This is a genomic window from bacterium (assembly GCA_021372515.1).
Classification (GTDB): domain Bacteria; phylum Gemmatimonadota; class Glassbacteria; order GWA2-58-10; family GWA2-58-10; genus JAJFUG01.
This window is the reverse complement of record JAJFUG010000005.1, coordinates 12,869-31,161: the sequence shown is the minus strand read 5'-3', so window position 1 is coordinate 31,161 and position 18,293 is coordinate 12,869. Positions and strand designations below refer to the sequence as shown.

At 62.2% G+C, this 18,293-nt stretch carries 11 protein-coding genes and 1 pseudogene; 8 read left to right on the top strand and 4 right to left on the bottom strand.

Annotation, left to right across the window (positions count from 1 at the left end; all coding sequences use genetic code 11):
• Positions 1–127 precede the first annotated feature (127 nt).
• From LLH00_00310 to LLH00_00280, 7 genes and pseudogenes are all read left to right on the top strand, one after another.
• Positions 128–688, top strand: a complete 561-nt coding sequence (locus LLH00_00310) for a hypothetical protein (protein MCE5269708.1) — start codon at positions 128–130, stop codon at positions 686–688.
• A gap of 1,852 nt (positions 689–2,540) precedes the next feature.
• Positions 2,541–2,648: pseudogene (locus tag LLH00_00305) on the top strand (chitin-binding protein).
• A 217-nt stretch (positions 2,649–2,865) separates the two neighbouring features.
• On the top strand, positions 2,866–4,857 hold the full coding sequence (locus LLH00_00300; GenBank protein MCE5269707.1) for a redoxin domain-containing protein: 1,992 nt from the start codon (positions 2,866–2,868) through the stop codon (positions 4,855–4,857).
• Between the two features lie 192 nt (positions 4,858–5,049).
• Complete coding sequence (locus LLH00_00295) at positions 5,050–6,024, top strand: hypothetical protein (GenBank protein ID MCE5269706.1); 975 nt, start codon at positions 5,050–5,052, stop codon at positions 6,022–6,024.
• Positions 6,025–6,350: 326 nt separating this feature from the next.
• Positions 6,351–8,585, top strand: coding sequence for a DUF3857 domain-containing protein (locus tag LLH00_00290; GenBank protein MCE5269705.1), 2,235 nt, complete (start codon positions 6,351–6,353; stop codon positions 8,583–8,585).
• A 256-nt stretch (positions 8,586–8,841) separates the two neighbouring features.
• Positions 8,842–11,664, top strand: a complete 2,823-nt coding sequence (locus tag LLH00_00285) for a vitamin B12-dependent ribonucleotide reductase (protein MCE5269704.1) — start codon at positions 8,842–8,844, stop codon at positions 11,662–11,664.
• 380 nt (positions 11,665–12,044) lie between these two features.
• Positions 12,045–12,638 (top strand): hypothetical protein, encoded by a 594-nt coding sequence (locus LLH00_00280; protein MCE5269703.1) that lies wholly within the window; start codon positions 12,045–12,047, stop codon positions 12,636–12,638.
• Positions 12,639–12,711: 73 nt separating this feature from the next.
• Here LLH00_00280 and LLH00_00275 read toward each other — a convergent pair whose 3' ends face one another.
• From LLH00_00275 to LLH00_00265, 3 genes are all read right to left on the bottom strand, one after another.
• On the bottom strand, positions 12,712–13,416 hold the full coding sequence (locus tag LLH00_00275; GenBank protein ID MCE5269702.1) for a VIT1/CCC1 transporter family protein: 705 nt from the start codon (positions 13,414–13,416) through the stop codon (positions 12,712–12,714).
• 190 nt (positions 13,417–13,606) lie between these two features.
• Positions 13,607–15,076, bottom strand: a complete 1,470-nt coding sequence (locus tag LLH00_00270; GenBank protein MCE5269701.1) for a Gfo/Idh/MocA family oxidoreductase — start codon at positions 15,074–15,076, stop codon at positions 13,607–13,609.
• Positions 15,077–15,231: 155 nt separating this feature from the next.
• Entirely contained in the window at positions 15,232–15,867 is a 636-nt protein-coding gene (locus tag LLH00_00265) for a methyltransferase domain-containing protein (protein ID MCE5269700.1), read from the bottom strand.
• A gap of 172 nt (positions 15,868–16,039) precedes the next feature.
• Between LLH00_00265 and LLH00_00260 the strand changes: the two genes are divergently transcribed.
• Positions 16,040–17,230, top strand: a complete 1,191-nt coding sequence (locus LLH00_00260; protein ID MCE5269699.1) for a hypothetical protein — start codon at positions 16,040–16,042, stop codon at positions 17,228–17,230.
• Positions 17,231–17,423: 193 nt separating this feature from the next.
• On the opposite strand, the gene LLH00_00255 is transcribed toward LLH00_00260, so the two are convergent.
• Positions 17,424–18,212, bottom strand: a complete 789-nt coding sequence (locus LLH00_00255; protein MCE5269698.1) for a sulfite exporter TauE/SafE family protein — start codon at positions 18,210–18,212, stop codon at positions 17,424–17,426.
• Positions 18,213–18,293: the final 81 nt, after the last annotated feature.

Below are 18,293 nucleotides of genomic sequence, written 5' to 3'. Positions count from 1 at the left end.
ACTTGCTTTTTGTAAAGGGAACGTTAGATTCCAAAGGGAGTATAATTGGCTGAACAGGGACATCGCCCGCGGCGGCCGGTTCGTCACGGGTAAACGTGTTCCAGGCCCCACTGTTGCGGAGTGTGCCATGCCGAATGCCAATTTAAGCCCCGAATCCAACCGCGGCAAGGGCCGCGGCGCAGCGGCCCTGCTGCTGACAGCCCTGCTGGCGCTCCTGGCGCTGGCCTGCAGTTCGGACAAAGACAACCCCCTGGCCGGGACCCTGCCGGCCGGTTTCAGCCTCAGGGGGACTTACTATCTCACCCAGCGTAGCGCCACCAGCGACGGGGTGAATTACACCTACGATGACCAGTCCGCCACCGGCGGGGTGATGCTTGTCGAGGCGGAGGACACCCTGGCCTCGGCCAGCTACGACCTTTACGCCTATCCATTCAAACGGGATTACACTCTGGACGGCGGGAGCACCTCCCTGGCCGACTCGGGCTACGTGCTGCGCAGCGACGATCACGTGGGGATACTCTACTACGGCGCTCTCAGCTATGCCTATGTCGGCGAGTACGACAAGGACTGGGACTGGATCAGGTTCAATTACACCCAGAGCAATGTCCTCTACACCGAGACCTGGAAAAGAGTGAAGCCGGTGACCGATGTACCCACCGGCAACGACGGCGTTCCGTGGGTCCCGTGATACACTGCCGGCCTGGGCATCCCCGGCAGCTCCATCCCTTTCGAACCGGCCGCACCCGGATGAGATCGTTCTCACACCGCATCGGATTTCTTACCCTTATTGCATTCGTGCCGCTGCTCCTGTCTGCCGGGGGGGCTTATGCCGCCCAGGCGGCTGAAAGCACCGCCGCGGTTGTGGATTCCTCTGCCGCTGAGACGCCGGCGGATTCGACCCTGCCCGCGCCTTCCGCGCCGGACAGCCTCCCTGGCCTGCCCGCGGACAGCACTGCCCTGCAAGCCGGACGCGACAGCCTGGAGCGGGTCTCCCGGTTTCCCTCCACCGCACTGGACAGCCTGAGCCGCGGCCTGTCCACGGTCGCGGCCCCGCAGGCCTCCGGGAGCTACGGCCTGGAGAGCGCCGAGCTGGAGAGCGTGCGCGGCGTGTATCTGGAGGATATCCTGCACCAGGGGCCGTCCCTGCTGACCATGGACAGCCTTGGGCGCGGCCGTCCGGCCGGATTGAGCGCTTTCGGGACCGGGTTTTCGCAGTTGCGCCTGAGCCTCAACGGCATGCCCCTGGTCGATCCGCTGACCGGCGGCTGCGACACCCGTGTCGTGCCGCTGGAGGTGCTGGGGGCTGCCGTGCTGGACGGCGAGGCCGGGAGCCTGGCCGGGGCCTACGGCGGAGCGGCCTCGCTGGCGCTGCAGAGCCGGACCCTGCAGAGCTCGCCCGCGGTCTCGCGCATGGGGCTGAGCGGCGGCTCCTACCAGCTCAACCGCATGGGCGGAGGGCTGCGCCGCGGCCTTTTCGGACGGGGGGCGCTGCACGTTGATATCAACAAGGTGCAGCAGGATGACGAGGCCTTTCTGTTCGATTACCAGCAGATACAGTATTTCACCCGCCTGGAGCAGTCGCTGGGACGCAATATGCTGCTGAGTGTCGACGGGCTTTACTTTGCCGACACGCGCAAGGCCAACGGCTCTTTCCCACGGCAGAAACAGGACAACACCTGGTTGCAGGCCGCCCTGGCCGGGAGCCTGGGACAAAAGACCAGCTACAGCCTGGCCCTTCGCCACAGCTCCAGCCAGCACCCAGCGCGCGACGGCAACGGAGCGCTGGTGTTCGCCGGGGGCGTGGGGGACGGCTACGCAGTGAACCTGGAACACCGGGCCACGGAAACGCTACTCCTGGGCCTGAGCGCCGAGGAGGAGCACGACCGCGCGCGCAAGCTCTCCCTGGCCGCAGGCTCGCTGCGAAACCGCCTTCTGGCCGCCCACGCCGCGCTGGCCGCTCCGGCCGGGCTGGCGCTCAAGGCCTCCGCCGGCTACCGTCTGTCCGACCGCACCGAGAACACCCCTGTGTTCAGCCTCGGCCTGGCGCGTCAGCCAGGCGACAAGCCCGGTTTCAACCTCTCGCTCTCGCGCGAGGCGCTTTCGGTGGGCCTGCTCGACCTGGCCACGCTGGATGAAACCTCCGCCTCCGGGAAGATTCCGGTGGGACGGATCACCCGGGCCGGGGCCGGAATGAGCCTCAACCTGGCCTCCCGCACGCGGCTCAGCGCCGGGGCGCTCTACGTGAATGTCTCCAACCACAGTTTCAACCCGCTCGACCCCGACCCGTTCACTCTTCCCGCCAATCCCCTGCGGGTGGACTACAGCGCCGCCGGGCTGGAATATGTGCTGGAGAGCCCTCTATTCCTGGGTTTCGACCTCACGCTGCGGGGAAGAGAGCTGTTCGATGCCCCCAGTGCTGTGCCATATCTTCCCGCGCGCAGCCACAGCGCCACCCTGGCCTTGGGGGGCGATATGTTCCACGGCGACCTTGGCTACAGCCTGCGCGCCGAGCTGCGCTACGACAGCGAGTTCAGTTTCATCCCGGCGGGGCAGGCGTCCCGGTCCCTCACGCAGCCCGGCCGGGTGGACCTGGGCGGCTCGGCCGCGGTGCGGATCATCGACCTGGTGATCTACGGCCGCCTGGACCATCTCCTGGCCGACTACTACAACGAGACCGACCCCCTGCACCTGGCCGCCCCGCGCGCCGTGTTCGGCATATCCTGGAATTTCTACGACTGAGCCTGCGCTCGGCTGATAAAGCCTGAAAACAACATGGCGAACACATCCTTCCCGCCGGTGTACAAACTGTACCAAATAGTGCATATTGAAGCAGCGACTTTCATACACTGCGCCAGGGAGGCGGCCATGCCCGCTGCGCTCGAAAGATGGACCCGGATCGGCCTGGGGCTGCTGCTATTGCATCCCCTGCCCGGAGCGGCCGTCGCCCAAGGCCCGGCCCAGGGAGAGACCATGCAGCCATACACGCAACATGTCCGGGCGGTGGAGTTCCCCTCCTACGCCGACTGGCTCAACACCGGCCATCGCTACGTCCTGGCCGATTTCCGGGGACATTTCGTGCTGCTCGATTTCTGGACCTACTGCTGCATCAACTGCATGCACGTGCTGCCCGACCTGGCCCGTCTGGAAAAGAAGTATCCGCAGTTGACCGTGGTGGGTGTGCACTCGGCCAAGTTCGAGGGCGAGCGCAGCACACGCAACATACGCGAGGCAATCCTGCGCTACGGGATCGAGCACCCGGTGCTGAACGACTACCGTTTCGAGTTGTGGAACGCCTACGCGGTCCACGCCTGGCCCTCGTTCGTCCTGATTGACCCGGAGGGCTACGTGATCGCCCAGGCCAGCGGCGAGGGGATTTTCGACCTGATAGACAGCAACCTCGGGCGGTTGTCCGCGGAATACGAAAAGCGCGGCGTGCTGGTGAAAAAGAAAATGGAGTTCAACCTGGAGCTCGGGCGTGCCCCGCGCGGGGTGCTTTCGTTCCCGGGCAAGCTGGCCGTGGACAGCGCCGGCCACCGCTTGTTCGTCACCGACTCCGACAACAACCGCGTGCTGGTGCTCGACCCGCAGGGGCATATCCTTCAGGTGATCGGCAGCGGCGTGGCCGGTCGGGCGGATGGCCCGTTCGGGCAGGCGGGTTTCCTGCGCCCGCAGGGCCTGGCCTGGGACCCGGAAAAGCAAGTGCTCTACGTGGCGGACACCGACAACCACCTGCTCCGCCGCGTGGACCTGAAGGCCGGGAGTGTAACCACGGTGCTGGGCACGGGCGTGCAGGGCGGGCGCTCCGGCGGGGGAGTGGGAACCTCGCTGGCGCTCAACTCCCCCTGGGATGTGCTTCTGCTGGACGATAGGCTGATAATCGCCATGGCCGGGCCGCACCAGCTCTGGAGTTTCGACCCGGAGAGCGGGAAGGCCGCGCCCCTGGCCGGCAGCGGCTGGGAGGACATCAAGGACGGCCCGGCGCTGGAGGCCGCCCTGGCTCAGCCCTCGGGCCTCAGCACGGATGGGCGGGTGATCTATTTCACCGACAGCGAGACCTCCTCGGTGCGCAAGCTGGAGGACGGGCGGGTGAGCACGCTCGTGGGCGAGGGCCTGTTTGAGTTCGGGGACATCGACGGTCCCCTGGGCCAGGCCCGCCTTCAGCACGCCATCGGCCTTCTGTGGCACGCGGGGAAGATTTACGTGGCCGACACCTACAACAACAAGATACGCGTTATCGACCCGGAGCAGCGACGGGTAAGCACCCTGATCGGCGACGGGCAGTCGGGGGATGCGGACGGCCCGGCAGGGCGGGCCCGGCTCAACGAGCCCAACGACATCGAATACCTGGACGGCCGCTTCTACATCACAGACACCAACAACAGTCTGATCCGGGTCTACGACCCCTCGGACAGCCGCGTGTCCAGCCTGGAGCTGAAAGGCCTGGACAAGCTGGAGCCGGAGGCCGGGACTGCGTTCGACGGGCGGGTGGTGCGGCTTCCCGGGCGTACGGTCCGGCCTGGAGCGCTGAGCCTCGATTTCCAGGTCCAGTCGGGCAGCGGCCTGGAGGTGAACGACCAGGCCCCCAACACACTGGAGGTGTCCACCTCCGACCGCGGCGCGGTCAGTGTCGGCCCGTTCGAGCTGAGCGGCGGGCACACGCTCTCCACCCGGGTGCCGCTGAACGCGGTCTCAGGCTCCGCCGGTCTGGAGCTGGACCTGACAGTCTACTACTGTGACAAGGCGGGCGGTGGAAGATGTTTCCTGGACCGGGTGCGCTATGAGCTACCCCTGCGCGTGGCCGCCGGGGGTGAGGCCGGGCTGCGCCTGGAGCACAGCCTTCCGCGGCCCGAGGATTGAATGACAACGTTATGAATTGCAATGTAATATTTTACACACAAAGAGGCGGCCCGGGGCCGCCTCTTCTTTTTAGGGCCGGGGCGGCTGCAAGCGGGTGGTGGAGCGACTCTGGCAGGATATGGCTCGAAACTTGCTTATAAAGAGAGCTGTCAGATACCCTGAACCGAACAACAATCCTCACACGGTCAACCGATGAAAATACTGAAAGCACTCGCCCTGACTCTCTGTTTTATCCTGGTCCCGTCCTGGCTCAACGCCCAGCAGAGCATGAAAGTCATCCGCCAGGCCTCTGTCCTGGCCCGTCCCGACACCGGCGCGGTGGTGCTGGATGTCCTGGCGCCCGGGGTGGCGGTCGAGGTGATGGGCGGACAGGGCCGCTGGTCGATGGTGCGCATGCCCGGTACTGTGGAGGTGGGCTGGGTCGAGAACAGCGCTTTGAGCGCGAACGCGCCGGCCGCGGTCGCAGCCGGATCGGGCGGGCGGAAAGCCGGCGCCGGCGACTTGACCGACACCCAGATCAGTGTGCTGCGCAACAGGGTGAGCGCGCTGGACGGCAGCCTGTACCGGATCGAGGGCCAGGTGGACCGTCTGCTGGACAAGGTCTCCACGCCTGGGAACCTTACACCCTCAACCGAAATGATGCAGCCGCAGGCCTCCCCGGCCGGGGAAATGGCCGCCCAACCCGCGGGGCAGGAGATGACCACACCGGTCCGGTTCGAGAGCGGGCGGTTCTACCGCTGGTCCAACCGTTTCATCATGGGCAAGTATTTCCGGGGTGGGGAGGACCTCTACGGCCTGGGAGTCGCCTGTAAGGTGGACCGCCGTGGTGTTCTGGAACTGGGCCTGGATGCGGTCTACGGCCTGGGGGACGCTCGCGGCCAGGACGATGATTTCATCGAGTGGGGCCTGGGCGCGCGTTTCAATGTCAAACCGTCCAGCTACTGGATCTATCCTTTCTTTCAGACCTCCGTGGGTTACCGTCACCAGGTGGGCGATGTTGATGCCGGCCCGTTGCGTTACCTTGTGTGCTCTCCCGGCGGCGGCGTAACCGCCGAGTTGGGGGACATTTTCACCCTGGAGGCCGCCTCCCAGGCCGTATTTCTATTTGCTGACGGTGAGCGCAGAAACGAGGGTCGCATCACTTTCAGTGTTTCGTTCGGTTATTGAGAATCCTTCCCGCAGGCATACCGTCCAGTCCGTTCCGCAGCGCTGCAAAAACCATCCATTCGATTGACTTTCTATCGAACGAATGTAAATTAGGTTACTGCAAGAAACTGAAACTGACCGCCCGTTTAGCTTCGATACCAGCGAACGCAGGTTTATATTTTAATCCACCCGATGTGCTTACTCGGCCACAGGTGGCCCGAGATTTGGTCTTAATCGCCCGTACTTTTTCAAAGACTTCCGGTCGCTTGAGAAAGGGGGTCGACTTGATTCTGATCTCGTCCGGGAACCGTTTCACTTCCGTATAACTTCTGTATTGGAGGGATTCGATGGCTTTTAAGCGCGTGTTGGCTCCGGTCCTGACACTTCTGGTGGTGCTGGCGGGGAATGCTGCGGCCCTGACCGACAACCTCGACCAGCTCATCCAGGAAAAGAAAATCATCATGCCGGCGGACCTTGCGGCCGCCTATCCGGAGGCCGAGGCGGTCTATATTCTGGATGAGAAGGACACCGATCAGTCCCGCATCATCAACCCGGTCAATGTCACCCGGCATGTCGTGCTGAAAGTCCTCAAGGAATCGGCCATCGCCAAGCTGCGCACGGTCAAGATTCCGATCTATTACGAGAACCGCGTGGTCGACATGGTGGCCCGCACGATCAACAACGGCCAGATATCCAAGGTGAACGACATTCCCGAGCGGGAGGTCGATCTGGCCGGGCAGGACCGGGATTTTGTCTATCCGCTGGAACAGGGCACCACGATGTACCTGTTGCGCAACGAGGAACTCAACACCAACGCCAGCGCCGGTGACCTGCTCAAGATCAACGAAAACCCGGTGCTGCACGACAAGCGCGAGAAAGCCTACAAGATACGTGAGATCACTTTCCCGGACGTGCAGGTGGGAAGCGTTCTGGAATACGAATACAAGCTGGAGCAGAAACGCGCCGTGCTGTATGACCGGTTCCTGTTCATGAAAGAGTATCCGGTGCTCAAAGCCAATTTCATCATGCGCAATTCGAAAATGCTGCATTTCTCTTACGAGCCGAACAATTTCTCGGTCAAGCCCACGCTGGTGATGGACGACCGTTTCAACAACATCGAGACCCAGTACAACACGGATGTGCGCAACAAGCTGCGCACCATCGATGTTTCCGACAGCCCGGACAAATGGCAGTTCTTCGGGCACCAGTATTTCGAGGTCTCGCTCGACACGGTGCCGGCCTATCCGGCCAAAGTCCCGTTTGTCGCCACGTACATGGATATTTCGCCGCGGATCGACGCCTTCATGCGCGATGCGGTCAACGTTATCAAGTACACCGACACCGAGTACCGTCTGCGCCCCACGTTTTTCAGCCAGAGCTGGAACCACGTGCTGCACCGCATGACCATGAACTATCTGACCAATGAACGTCAGGCGCGCCAGGCGAAAACCGATATCGCCTCCGCCATCGCCGGGGCCTCCACGCCCGAGGAGAAAGTCACCGCCGCGGTGTCCTGGGCGCGCAAGAACATCAAGTTGCTTCCCGACCTCAACAGATGGGAGGCTTTCTACTGGTCGAGCAAGCCGCAGACCCCCGACAACCTCCTGCGCGCCAAGGCCGGCAACGCCGATGACATCAATTTCTTCCTGGTGTCGGCCCTGCAGCTCAACGGCCTGTCGGTCTATCCGGCCTACGCCAAGAGCCGCAACCGCGGCGCTTTCGATATGAAACTGACCATCGAGACCCAGTTCGACAGCCCGCTGATCGCCCTGGAAGTGGCGAGCCGCCGCTTCAAGTTCTGGCAGCCCGCCTGCGAGGTCGCCATGCCGGCCGACTATATCGACCCGGCGCTGGAAGGTGTGATGGCGATAGTCAACCAGAGCGGCGAGAACGATGTGACTTTTGTCAACGCCGAGGTGCCGATCCTCGAACCCGAAAAAAGCAAGGAAGAGATCGAGGCCAGCCTGACCCTGGCTGCGGACGGTACGCTGAGCGGCCAGCTTAAGCAGAGTAACTCCGGCCATGTGGCGGCCGAGGTCAAGCAGATCCTGACCGCGGCCGGCGAGGCCGGGAGCCAGGCCGCCTGGGCCGCCGGTATCGAGGGCATGTTCGACAACCTCAGCGTCACCGGCGGCTACAAGGCCGATGATCCAACGCAGCCCGCCGACGGTTTCAATGTCAGCGCGGATGTCAGTATCAAGGGTGCGGCGCGCGCGGTGAGCGGCAACCTGGCGCTCAAGGGCGCCGTGCTCACCGACCCGTTCACCAGCCGCCTGACCGGCGAGCCCCGCGAATACAATGTCGTAGTCCCCTACATGGGGGATTTCGAGAGCACGGTCAACCTGGCCCTGCCGGCCGGTTACTCTGTTTTGGACAGCCTGCCCGCTCCGCTCGAGCTGCGCACCAAGGGGTTCTTTTACAGCCGGAACATCATCTCGGACGGCGCCAAGCTGCAAATTAAGCGCAAGTTTTCCATGGGTTTGCAGAATATCGCGGCCCGCAGCTACGATACCCGCTACGCCAACCTGTTCAAGCAGATCCGGGATGCCGAGAATGCGGAGATTATCCTGAAGAAGAAGTAAGAAGGCCGGGACAGAGAACACTGAAGCCGCACGGGTCGAGAGTTGCCCGTGCGGCTTTTTTTGTCACGGCGCCGGAAGTTGTCGGGAGCAGGTATCCGACTGGCCGGCTGGAGCGAGAGCCTGGCCTGAAAGTAACTTGATTTTTTATATATATTTTTTCGCGGCTCTTGATAAAGACAAGAATACTATATATAGTATGTATGCAAAACAATGCTTCGCTATATGGTGTTTAAAAACCTCTGTGGGGAGTATTCTGATGCAGGTTGGCGATATGAGGAGCAAGGGCGAATCCGCCCGGGCGGAGCAAGGGATCATCAACCGCCTGAAACAGGCAAACGGCGCCCCGAAAGACGAGGATTCCGGAGCCGGGGCTGAACCGTTCCGCTACGGGGAGCGCCTGGAGCGCCTGTTCACCCGGCCGGAGGAGGATGTCTACTCCACCGTGGAATGGGGCAAGCGCCCGGTGAAAATCACCGACCACGCCAGCGGACGGGTGATTTTCGAGGGCGAGAGGTTCGAGTTCCCCTCCGCCTGGTCCGACACGGCCTGCAAGATAACCGCCAGCAAGTATTTCAAGAAATCGAGCCAGTACACCGAGACCAGCCTGCGCCAGCTTATCGACCGGGTGGCCGACACGGTGGCGCTCAAGGGGGATGAGGCGGGCTATTTCCTGGACCCGGAGGAGCGGGAGACGTTCCGCGCCGAGCTCAAATACGTGTTGCTGCACCAGCGGGCCTGTTTCAACAGCCCGGTGCTGTTCAACATCGGAGTGCCGGGCGAGCGGCCCCAAGCCTCGGCCTGCTTCATCAACTCGGTCAAGGATGACATGGCGGACATCAGCCGCCTGATCGTGACCGAGGGCCAGATATTCAAGTGGGGCAGCGGCTCCGGGGTCAACTACAGCACCCTGCGCGCCGAGGGTGAGCCGCTCAGCACCGGCGGCACGGCCAGCGGACCGTTGAGTTTCATGAAAGTGCTGGACGCCAACGCCGGGGCGATCAAGTCGGGCGGTAAGAGCCGCCGCGCGGCCAAGATGTGTATCCTGAACGACGACCACCCCGACATCGAGCGGTTCATCGACTGCAAGGTGATCGAGGAGCGCAAGGCCCACGCCCTGATCGACGCGGGCTACGATGACTCGATCTGCGGCGAGGCCTACAGCACTGTCACCTACCAGAACGCCAACAATAGCGTGCGGGCCACGGACGAGTACATGCGCGCCGTGGAGGAGGGCGGCAAATGGTCCCTCAAGTCCCGCACCTCGGGCGAGACGGTCCGGGAGGTGGAGGCCAGGGCCATGTTCCGCCGGATCGCCGAGGCGGCCTGGATCACCGGCGACCCGGGCATCCAGTTCGACACCACGATCAACGAGTGGCACACCTGCCCCCGCAGCGGTCGGATCAACGCCTCCAACCCGTGCAGCGAGTACATGTTCCTGGATGACAGCGCCTGCAACCTTTCCTCGATCAATCTGTTGCACTATGTCGCCGGGCGCGGCTCGTTCCGGGTGGACCAGTTCGCCCAGACCGTGCGTGTGATGATCCTGGCCCAGGAGATAATCTGCGGCTTCGCCCAGTACCCGACCGAGGACATCACCCGCAACTCCTTCGATTTCCGTCCCCTGGGCCTGGGCTACACCAACCTGGGCGCAATGCTGATGGTCCACGGGGTGGCCTATGATTCCGATCCGGGCCGGCAGATCACCGCTGCGCTAACCGCCCTGATGCACGGCCTGGCCAATGAGACCAGCGGCTGGATCGCGGGCCGGGTGGGGCCGTTCGCCGCCTGGAAACTGAACGAGAAAGCGATGTGCCACGTGCTGGACAAGCACCGCGGCGCCCTGCTCGATCTTACCGAGCCGGAGGATGAGCCGCCCGTGTTCTACAGCAACCTTCTGCGCCAGGCCCGCGCCAGCTGGGACCGTCTGTGCGTGGAGCGCCTCTACCCGCAGGGGTACCGCAACTCGCAGGTTACGCTGCTCGCGCCCACCGGTACGATCAGTTTCTTCATGGACGCGGTCACCACCGGGATCGAGCCGGAGCTTTCGCTGGTAAAGTACAAGAACGTGGTGGACGGCAGCGTGCTCAAGCTGGTCAACCCGCTGGTGCGACGGAGCCTGGAATACATGGGCCTCGACCGTGAGACTGTCCGCCGCGCCGAGGAGCATATCGCCGAGCACGGCAGCCTGGAGACTTTCGAGCTGCCCGAGGCGCAGAAAAAGGTGTTCGCCACCTCGCTGGGCCAGCCGGACTGCGTGACCACGCTCAGCCCCGAGGCCCACGTGCGGATGATGGCCGCGGCGCAGCCGTTCCTCTCGGGCGCTATTTCGAAGACAGTCAACATGCCGGCCCACGCCACGGTGGAGGATATAGAGAGCCTCTACCTGCAGGCCTGGAAGAGCGGGCTCAAGTCCATCGCGATCTACCGGGACGGCTGCAAGCGCAGCCAGCCCCTGCAGACTAAGAGCCAGAAAAAGGCCAGCGCCCCGACCGAGGTGGCAACCGTGCCCAAGCGCCGCCGCCTTCCCGCCGAGCGCCAGGCGATCACGCACAAGTTCGAGATCGCCGGCCACCAGGGCTATGTCACCGCCGGGATGTATCCGGACGGCAAGCTGGGGGAGATTTTCATCCTGATCCACAAGGAGGGCTCGATCCTGTCGGGCCTGCTCGACTCGCTTGGAATAGTCACCAGCATCGCCCTTCAGTACGGCGCCCCGCTGGAGGTGCTGGTGGACAAGATGATGCACATGCGCTTCGAGCCCAGCGGCATGACCGGCAACCCGCAGATACCGATGGCCAAGTCGGTGGTGGACTACATTTTCCGCTGGCTGGGCTCGCGCTTTCTGACCGCCGGGCAGCAGGAGTCGATCGGCATCCGGCGGATCAAGGCGGATGAGGAGGTGCTTGAGGAGCTGAGCCGCCCGCGGGGCCTGTCCGGTCAGGAGGAGACGCTGGGGCAGCAGATGAAGTTCGACCTGGTGGGGGATGCACCCAACTGCGCCAACTGCGGCAGTATGATGGAGCGCCGCGGCTCCTGCTACACCTGCCCGGCCTGCGGTGACACCAGCGGCTGCAGTTGAAAAGGGAGATTTATTAGAATCGTTTTTGGGTGCGGTAGCAAAACCGCATTCCCGTGTCATGAGATACTGGGAAGGCGTCACTTGTTGTAGGAAGGAGGTGATGCCAAATGGCTAAAACAACCAATGGTCGTAAAATAGTATCCGTTCGTCCGTACACTCGGAAAGTTAACGGTAGACCGGTTAGGGTAACGCGTCACAGACGCTCAACACCTAATTAATTAGGTTGAAAAGCTGCCGCACCCATTCCAGAATTACATTTCATTTCTTTTAGGGCGCCCTTGAGGCGCCCTTTTTTCTGCCGGCACTGGAAAAAGTGCCACCCCTTGCCCTATAATGAGATGAGGCTTTCTGACAACAAATCCTCATTCCTGGAGGGCAAGATGAGCACGCGGTTCAAGGAACTGGTGATCTCAGGGCCGTTCGGGCTGGTCAAGGGCTTTCTGTTGGGCTACCGCGCGGGGTGTGGCGGCAGTTTCGGGTATTTCTTCCACCGCAAGTCCGGCATCCGCCGCGACACCCTGGCCGAGCTGGTCAAGGAGGCGCTGGAGGTGGAGAATTACGTGCATGTCTGCCTGGAGGAAAGCGCGGTCGAGGGTTTCGGCCGGGCGTTGGCGGCCTGCCGGGATTGTCTCGGGCTGGAGGTGAGCCAGGTCAGGGACATAACCGGAGCGCATTTCGGGTTCTCTTTCAACCTGAACAACCGCGAGCTGGCCGACCAGGTGAAAAAGGTTTTCTCCGCCGTGCCGGAGGGAGTGAGCCTTGAGGGTTACGCCCCTGAGGAGAAGGACTCGCAGTACATGGCGCACCACGGCGGCACAGTGGGTTACGCCCCGCTGCACGATTACACTTTCACCGGCCAGGGCGTGGCGGCAGGAGACTTCTCCGGAGTGATGGACCTGTTCCTGCGGGCCCGGCGCATGCCGCAATCCAGTATCCTTCTGCTGGGCGAGATGAGCCTGGAGTTCGGGAGCTGAGGTTCGGCCGGTGATAAACGGAATGTAGAGCCGGGGGCGCGGAGTAGTGCGTCCCCTGCTGTTCTTGCCCTATTCAACCGGCCGGTCCCACCAGGTGCGCGATGTAGAACGCCGCGGCTGCGGCCAGCCCACCGGTGACCGCGGTCTGAAGGCCGCTTTTCAGGAGGTTCAGCCCGGTGAAATGGCCCTTGACCGCCCCGAAGACCAGCAGCGCGGTCAGGGTGAAAGCCACCGAAAAGTGCAGCGCCTCGCCCAGGGTGGGGACAAGCATATAGGGCGCCAGGGGGATCAGCCCGCCTGCGATGTAGGACAGAGCGATAGTCAGGGCGCTGCGCCGGGCGCGGCCGGGAACAGGCTTTTCCAGCCCCAGCTCGAAACGCATCATGAAATCGACCCAGGCCTCGGGGCGCGACCGCATGGCGTCGAGCACCGGAGTGATATGCTCCTCGGCCAGGCCGTACTCGCGGAACACAACCGCCACTTCCTCGGCCTCCTTTTCCGGGACTTCCTCCACCTCGCGCCATTCGCGGTGCAATTCGCTCTCGTAGTGCTCCCGGTCGGTGCGGGCGGCCAGATAGCCTCCCAGACCCATCGCGATCGAGCCGGCCACGATCTCGGCCAGCCCGGCGGTCACCACGATTGCCGACGAGGCGGCAACCCCGGAAAGCCCGGCCGCCAGGGCAAACGGCACGGTCAATCCGTCCGACATGCCGATAACTATGTCGCGCACGGTTTCACCGGCGGTGAAATGCTTCTCGATATGCTCAGCAGACGGCATGGCCCTCTCCCTGAAAAAGACCGGATCTGAGATTTTCCCACCTTCGATATAAGAGAAAAAGGACCTGCCCCTAAGGACAGGTCCTTTTATCTTGCCGTATACTTGAGAGTAAGGCAAGAAACAGCTTTGCCAGCGTGGGCCTATCACGCGCAGTTTCTCATGCATCAGCCCGCTGGGGTAAACAGCCGGCTCAGACTGTGTGGAACTCCCAGCCCTTGCGGAACTCGGGCTTGAGATACCTGTTCGCCTCGTTGTTGTTGGAGAAACGCATGCGCTCGGCGTCCCAGAGCAGCTTGCCCTCGAAATGCAGGGCGATCGAGCCCAGCAGGATCCACTCGGTGAACGGCCCGGCCACGCTGAAATTGGAGCAGGCCGGATCGCCGCCCTTGCAGGCGCGGATCCAGTCGCGGTGGTGGCCCGGCGAGCGGGTCAGGAACCGCGGCGGGTTCTTGAAATCCACCATCCGCTCGGCGGGCAGCAGGCGCACGTTGCCGGCGTAGCTGTCCGTGGTGAGGATGCCCTTGTCGCCGATGAAAATGGCCCCGTTGGCCTGGTCCGGCGGGCGGCGCGGTTTTTCACCGTCGGCCGGGGGCTCGGGCTTGAGCGGCGCCAGCCCGTGGCCCACATCCAAACCCCAGCCGAGAAGCAATTGATCCTCGGGGATTCCGGCCGGACGCATGGGCACGTCTTTCATCGCGTCATACCAGGTGAGCTTGAGCGGCGGCATCGACCCGCGGGCCGGGAACTCGAAACGGATCACCGAGGCGCTGGGGAACGACAGGTCGTTCTTGCCCTCCTGGCGCACCACCTCCACGCTCGTGGGCGGTCCCAGGCGCAAGGCCATGTGCGGCGCGCCCAGGATATGGCAGGCCATGTCGCCCAGCGCCCCGCAGCCGAAATCGAAGAACCCGCGCCAGTTGAACGGCAGGTAGAACCCGGCCTCACCCGCGGGGGCCGCGCCGGAGGTGAAAGGCCGCATTCTGGCCATGCCCAGCCAGAGGTCCCAGTCCAGGCCGGCGGGGACCGGCTCGGGGGCCGGGACCTGGCTCATGCCCTGGGGCCAGATCGGACGGTTGGTCCAGGCGTGGACCTCGGTCACGTTGCCGATTTCGCCCGACCAGATCACCTCGGAGGCCAGGCGGGTGCCCTCGTTCGAGTAGCCCTGGTTGCCCATCTGGGTGGCGACCTTGTACTTTTCGGCGGCCTTGGTCAGTTGGCGCGCCTCCCAGACCGTGCGGGTCAGGGGCTTTTCCACGTAGACATGCAGACCGCGCTCCATGCACCAGATCGCGGGCGTGGCGTGCATGTGGTCGGGGGTGCCGACTATGACCGCGTCGATCCCCCGGCCCTCCTTGTCCAGCATCTTCCTGAAATCTTTGTACTTCCTGGCGTTCGGGAATTTGGCGTAGGTCTCGGCGGCCTGACGGTCATCCACGTCGCAGAGGGCCACGATATTCTCGGACGTGCAGCCGTCGATGTCCCCGGCGGCCCGTCCCCCGGCCCCGATCGAGGCGATGTTCAGCTTCTCGTTGGGGGATTTGTAGCCCAGGCGGCTCAGGGAGGGCACACTGCCGAACCCGGCCGCCGGGATCGCCCCGGCGAGCAGGCTGCCGTAGAAGAAAAAGCTGCGTCTTGAGATGTGGTTGTCCCCGTTTGACATGCATCGCCTCCTTCTGCTCTCTGTTTACTGCGCGGCCGGTCGTGGTGGTTCTGGGCGGGGCCGGGCGCGCTGTGGGCCCGGCGAGGCTCAGGTGGGATGTCAAGCTGTCACCTACGGATAATAGCACCAGCGCGGCGGGTTGAAAATGGTTTTTTTCAGCCGGACGTGGGTTTCTCGAAATTGAGCGTGTAGGCCAGACTGCCGCCGAAGGATGCTCTCTGGCGGAATCCGGCCGATACGGCCAGGCGCGCCACTTTGCCGCGGGGCTGGAAATGCGGGTCGAAAATCAGCTCGGTCACAGAGAGCACACCTCCCGGCTTGAGCGAATCGAAAATCTCTTTCAGGGCTGCCTCGGGCTGTGGAATTTCGCCCAGCACCGTGACCAGCAGCGCCCGGTCGAACCGCCCGCGCTCCAGCCGGCCCTGGCCGGCCCCGGCCTCGATCAGGGTTATGTTCTCCAGGCCCTCGGCCCTCGCCCGGGCCCGGACCCGCTCCAACATCCCGCGCTGGATGTCCAGGGCTGTCACCTGTCCTTGCGGCCCCACGCTCCCGGCCGCGGGAATGGTCAGCCGCCCGGGGCCGCAGCCGGCATCCAGCACGGCCAGGCCGGGGCGAAGGTCCAGGCGCGACAGGATCACCGCCGCCCGGCCGGTGCGGCAGAACGGGTTGTCCAGCTCCACCAGCCAGCGCAGCCAGGACGGGCAGGGCAGGGAGCGCCGCCCGGAGGCCAGACGCCAGGCGAGGCTGACCAGAATGAACAGGCCGAGAAGCCCAAACAGGGTTTTCAGCACTTTTTATCCCAAGAGGATAGGCCGGGTAAAAAGAAAAGAATATTACAGTGCTGAGGATAAAAGACGGCTTGAGGGTTGTCAAGCCGGGTTGTGCGGAAAGAGAAAAAAACGTTGACCGGCGAAAAGGTAATAAATTATACTTACTGCAATCCTCAAATCCAGGGAGGTAGGTATGGTTTTTCGTAAAACTGCTTTTCTACTGGTCCTCAGTCTGGCTGTGTGCTCCACAAAGCAACAGAGTCCCACTCCTGCGACGGTACAGACTGCGCCGCCCGAGGTGGCTAAGCCCGAAGTAAGGAATACCTCCCCTATTCTGGTAAAGTTCTCCGAGGAGGGCGGACCGCATGCGTATGTATGCCTCTTGCGGCCGGAGGCGTTTCCCGAGTTGCCGGAAAAATTCTGTTCCTGGCTGACCCGCAACGGCTATCTGATCCCTCAATATCCGAATTACGGCGAGACGAATAACGTGAGGTCGGGCCAGTTTATCCAGCCCGGACAAAGAGCCTGGGCCGTGCTGGCTCTGAGAGGAATCAACCTCGATCTGATTGTATTCGACTCAGTTGCGGGAACAGAACCGGCTGTCGTCATGACTAAGCCTCTCAACACAGATCAGTCTGAGGGTAATATGAGAGATTCACTGCTGTATGTGGATCTGCTCGATGATATGAGTATGGAGAATGCCTATTTCTTTTACGGTGAAACGAATATGCCGCCGCCGTTCGTAACGGCCGAAAATGGAGACACGGTTTTTCTGGATGGGATTCTGCTCAATTGGCAGGATAAGCGTTTCTCATATTATGAGGATAAACGAACCTGGTACTATTGCAGCCAGGGTAAATGGTGCTCGATCACCGATGATTCGCTCAGGATGAGCACCATCCCGATAGACACGGCTCTTATCGCTCCGCGTGGCATCCCGACTTTGCCTGTTCCAGTTGCCGACTGGCTTGAGCAAGGAGGCTACAAGATTCCTGTTTCATTCTACGAGGAGGACAGCATCCCGGACAACGTTGTCCAAGCCGATTTTGACGGCATAGGGGAGCCGGACATTGCCCTGCTGGCGGTTCGGGACACCACTCAGTTCCTTCTGATGTTTCCCGAAGGCAGGGCGGATACGGTGCTTGAGGTCCTGAAACATCTTTTCGTGCCCGGAGCTGATGCCCAAAAAAGAAAAGCCTTCATCTGGATTACTATTGCTGCGGCGGACAAGAAGTACATCCTGGAGCATTACGAATACTATGGTGGCAACGAGCCGCCCAAGCAGATCGATCACCTGGGTATCAATTATATTTTCATCGAGAAAGCCTCGACTGTTTATTATCTCGAAAACGGGCAGTGGCTTGAATTTAGCGGAGCAGACTGAACCGCGCAGGGAAGGTTCCGTCCATCCACCGGAGTGGGGGACAGCTCGCTGCCGTATATTGACCAACCCCTAATAAAACGCTTCCCAGTGTACAAATAGAGAAGCCGCCCGGCTCTGTGCGCGCCGGACGGCTTCCTTTGTTCATGTTTCTGAATCAGACTATTCTATGCGTTCCTGAATCTTTGCTTCCGGTTCATGGGTTGATGACCTTCAGAAGACACAAAACCCCGAGCAATAACAATACCCCGCCCAGGACGAACCGGAGGTGCTTGGTCGGTATCCTGTAGGTGAGCCAGGCGCCGAAAAGCGGGGCTATTCCCGCGCCGATACACATAGGCAGTGTTAAATCAAGAGGAGGCGTCCCTCCCATAAAAGTCCAGATCGCAAAGCCGGTGAGGCAGATCGGCGCCTCGGCGAAATCCGTAATCCCCACCGCGGCTTTGCCGTCCACCCCGATCACCACCTGCCCGCCGGCCACCAGGGGCCCGTAGCCGCCCCCGGACAGCCCCTTGTTGAACGCGCTTATCGTGCCGATAAGGGCCAGCTTTTTCCAGGAGAAATTGAACCTTATCCCGCTCACCACCATAGCCCCGATCACCACCACCATCAGGCCGATATAGACGGACATGATGCTTTTAGGCAGTTTTATCCCCAGGATGCTGGAGATGGTGACCCCCACGATGCCGAACAGGGCTATGAAGAGCACTCTTTTCAGGTCGTTGGTGCGCCAGTGCCCAAAATCGACATTGTTGAACTTGTGGTGGCACACCGCGCTGACCAGCCCGCCGATGGCCTGGGAGATCAGGATTGCCGGGACAACGGCCTTGGGATCGAAGCCCATCAGGATAAAGGTAGGCGCTCCGAGTGTCCCGTAACCCTGACCCAGCGCGGCATCGATTACCTCGAACAGCAGGGCCAGAAGGAATATTTTCAGAGCCAGACTGGTGAACAGCAAAGGCAGGATATTCGTTTCCCAGTTCATAACTGTTCGGCTTTCATTTATCGGCACGCCATTCAGAGAGTGAGGAAACAAGATTTGAATGCAGGCCCCAACAGTGGTTCA

Excerpts from the sequence above, each read along its gene's own strand:
- LLH00_00310 (MCE5269708.1), top strand. The coding sequence starts at position 128 with ATGCCGAATGCCAATTTAAGCCCCGAATCCAACCGCGGCAAGGGCCGC.
- LLH00_00300 (MCE5269707.1), top strand. The coding sequence starts at position 2,866 with ATGCCCGCTGCGCTCGAAAGATGGACCCGGATCGGCCTGGGGCTGCTG.
- LLH00_00295 (MCE5269706.1), top strand. The coding sequence starts at position 5,050 with ATGAAAATACTGAAAGCACTCGCCCTGACTCTCTGTTTTATCCTGGTC.
- LLH00_00290 (MCE5269705.1), top strand. The coding sequence starts at position 6,351 with ATGGCTTTTAAGCGCGTGTTGGCTCCGGTCCTGACACTTCTGGTGGTG.
- LLH00_00285 (MCE5269704.1), top strand. The coding sequence starts at position 8,842 with ATGCAGGTTGGCGATATGAGGAGCAAGGGCGAATCCGCCCGGGCGGAG.
- LLH00_00280 (MCE5269703.1), top strand. The coding sequence starts at position 12,045 with ATGAGCACGCGGTTCAAGGAACTGGTGATCTCAGGGCCGTTCGGGCTG.
- LLH00_00275 (MCE5269702.1), bottom strand. The coding sequence starts at position 13,416 with ATGCCGTCTGCTGAGCATATCGAGAAGCATTTCACCGCCGGTGAAACC.
- LLH00_00270 (MCE5269701.1), bottom strand. The coding sequence starts at position 15,076 with ATGTCAAACGGGGACAACCACATCTCAAGACGCAGCTTTTTCTTCTAC.
- LLH00_00260 (MCE5269699.1), top strand. The coding sequence starts at position 16,040 with ATGGTTTTTCGTAAAACTGCTTTTCTACTGGTCCTCAGTCTGGCTGTG.
- LLH00_00255 (MCE5269698.1), bottom strand. The coding sequence starts at position 18,212 with ATGAACTGGGAAACGAATATCCTGCCTTTGCTGTTCACCAGTCTGGCT.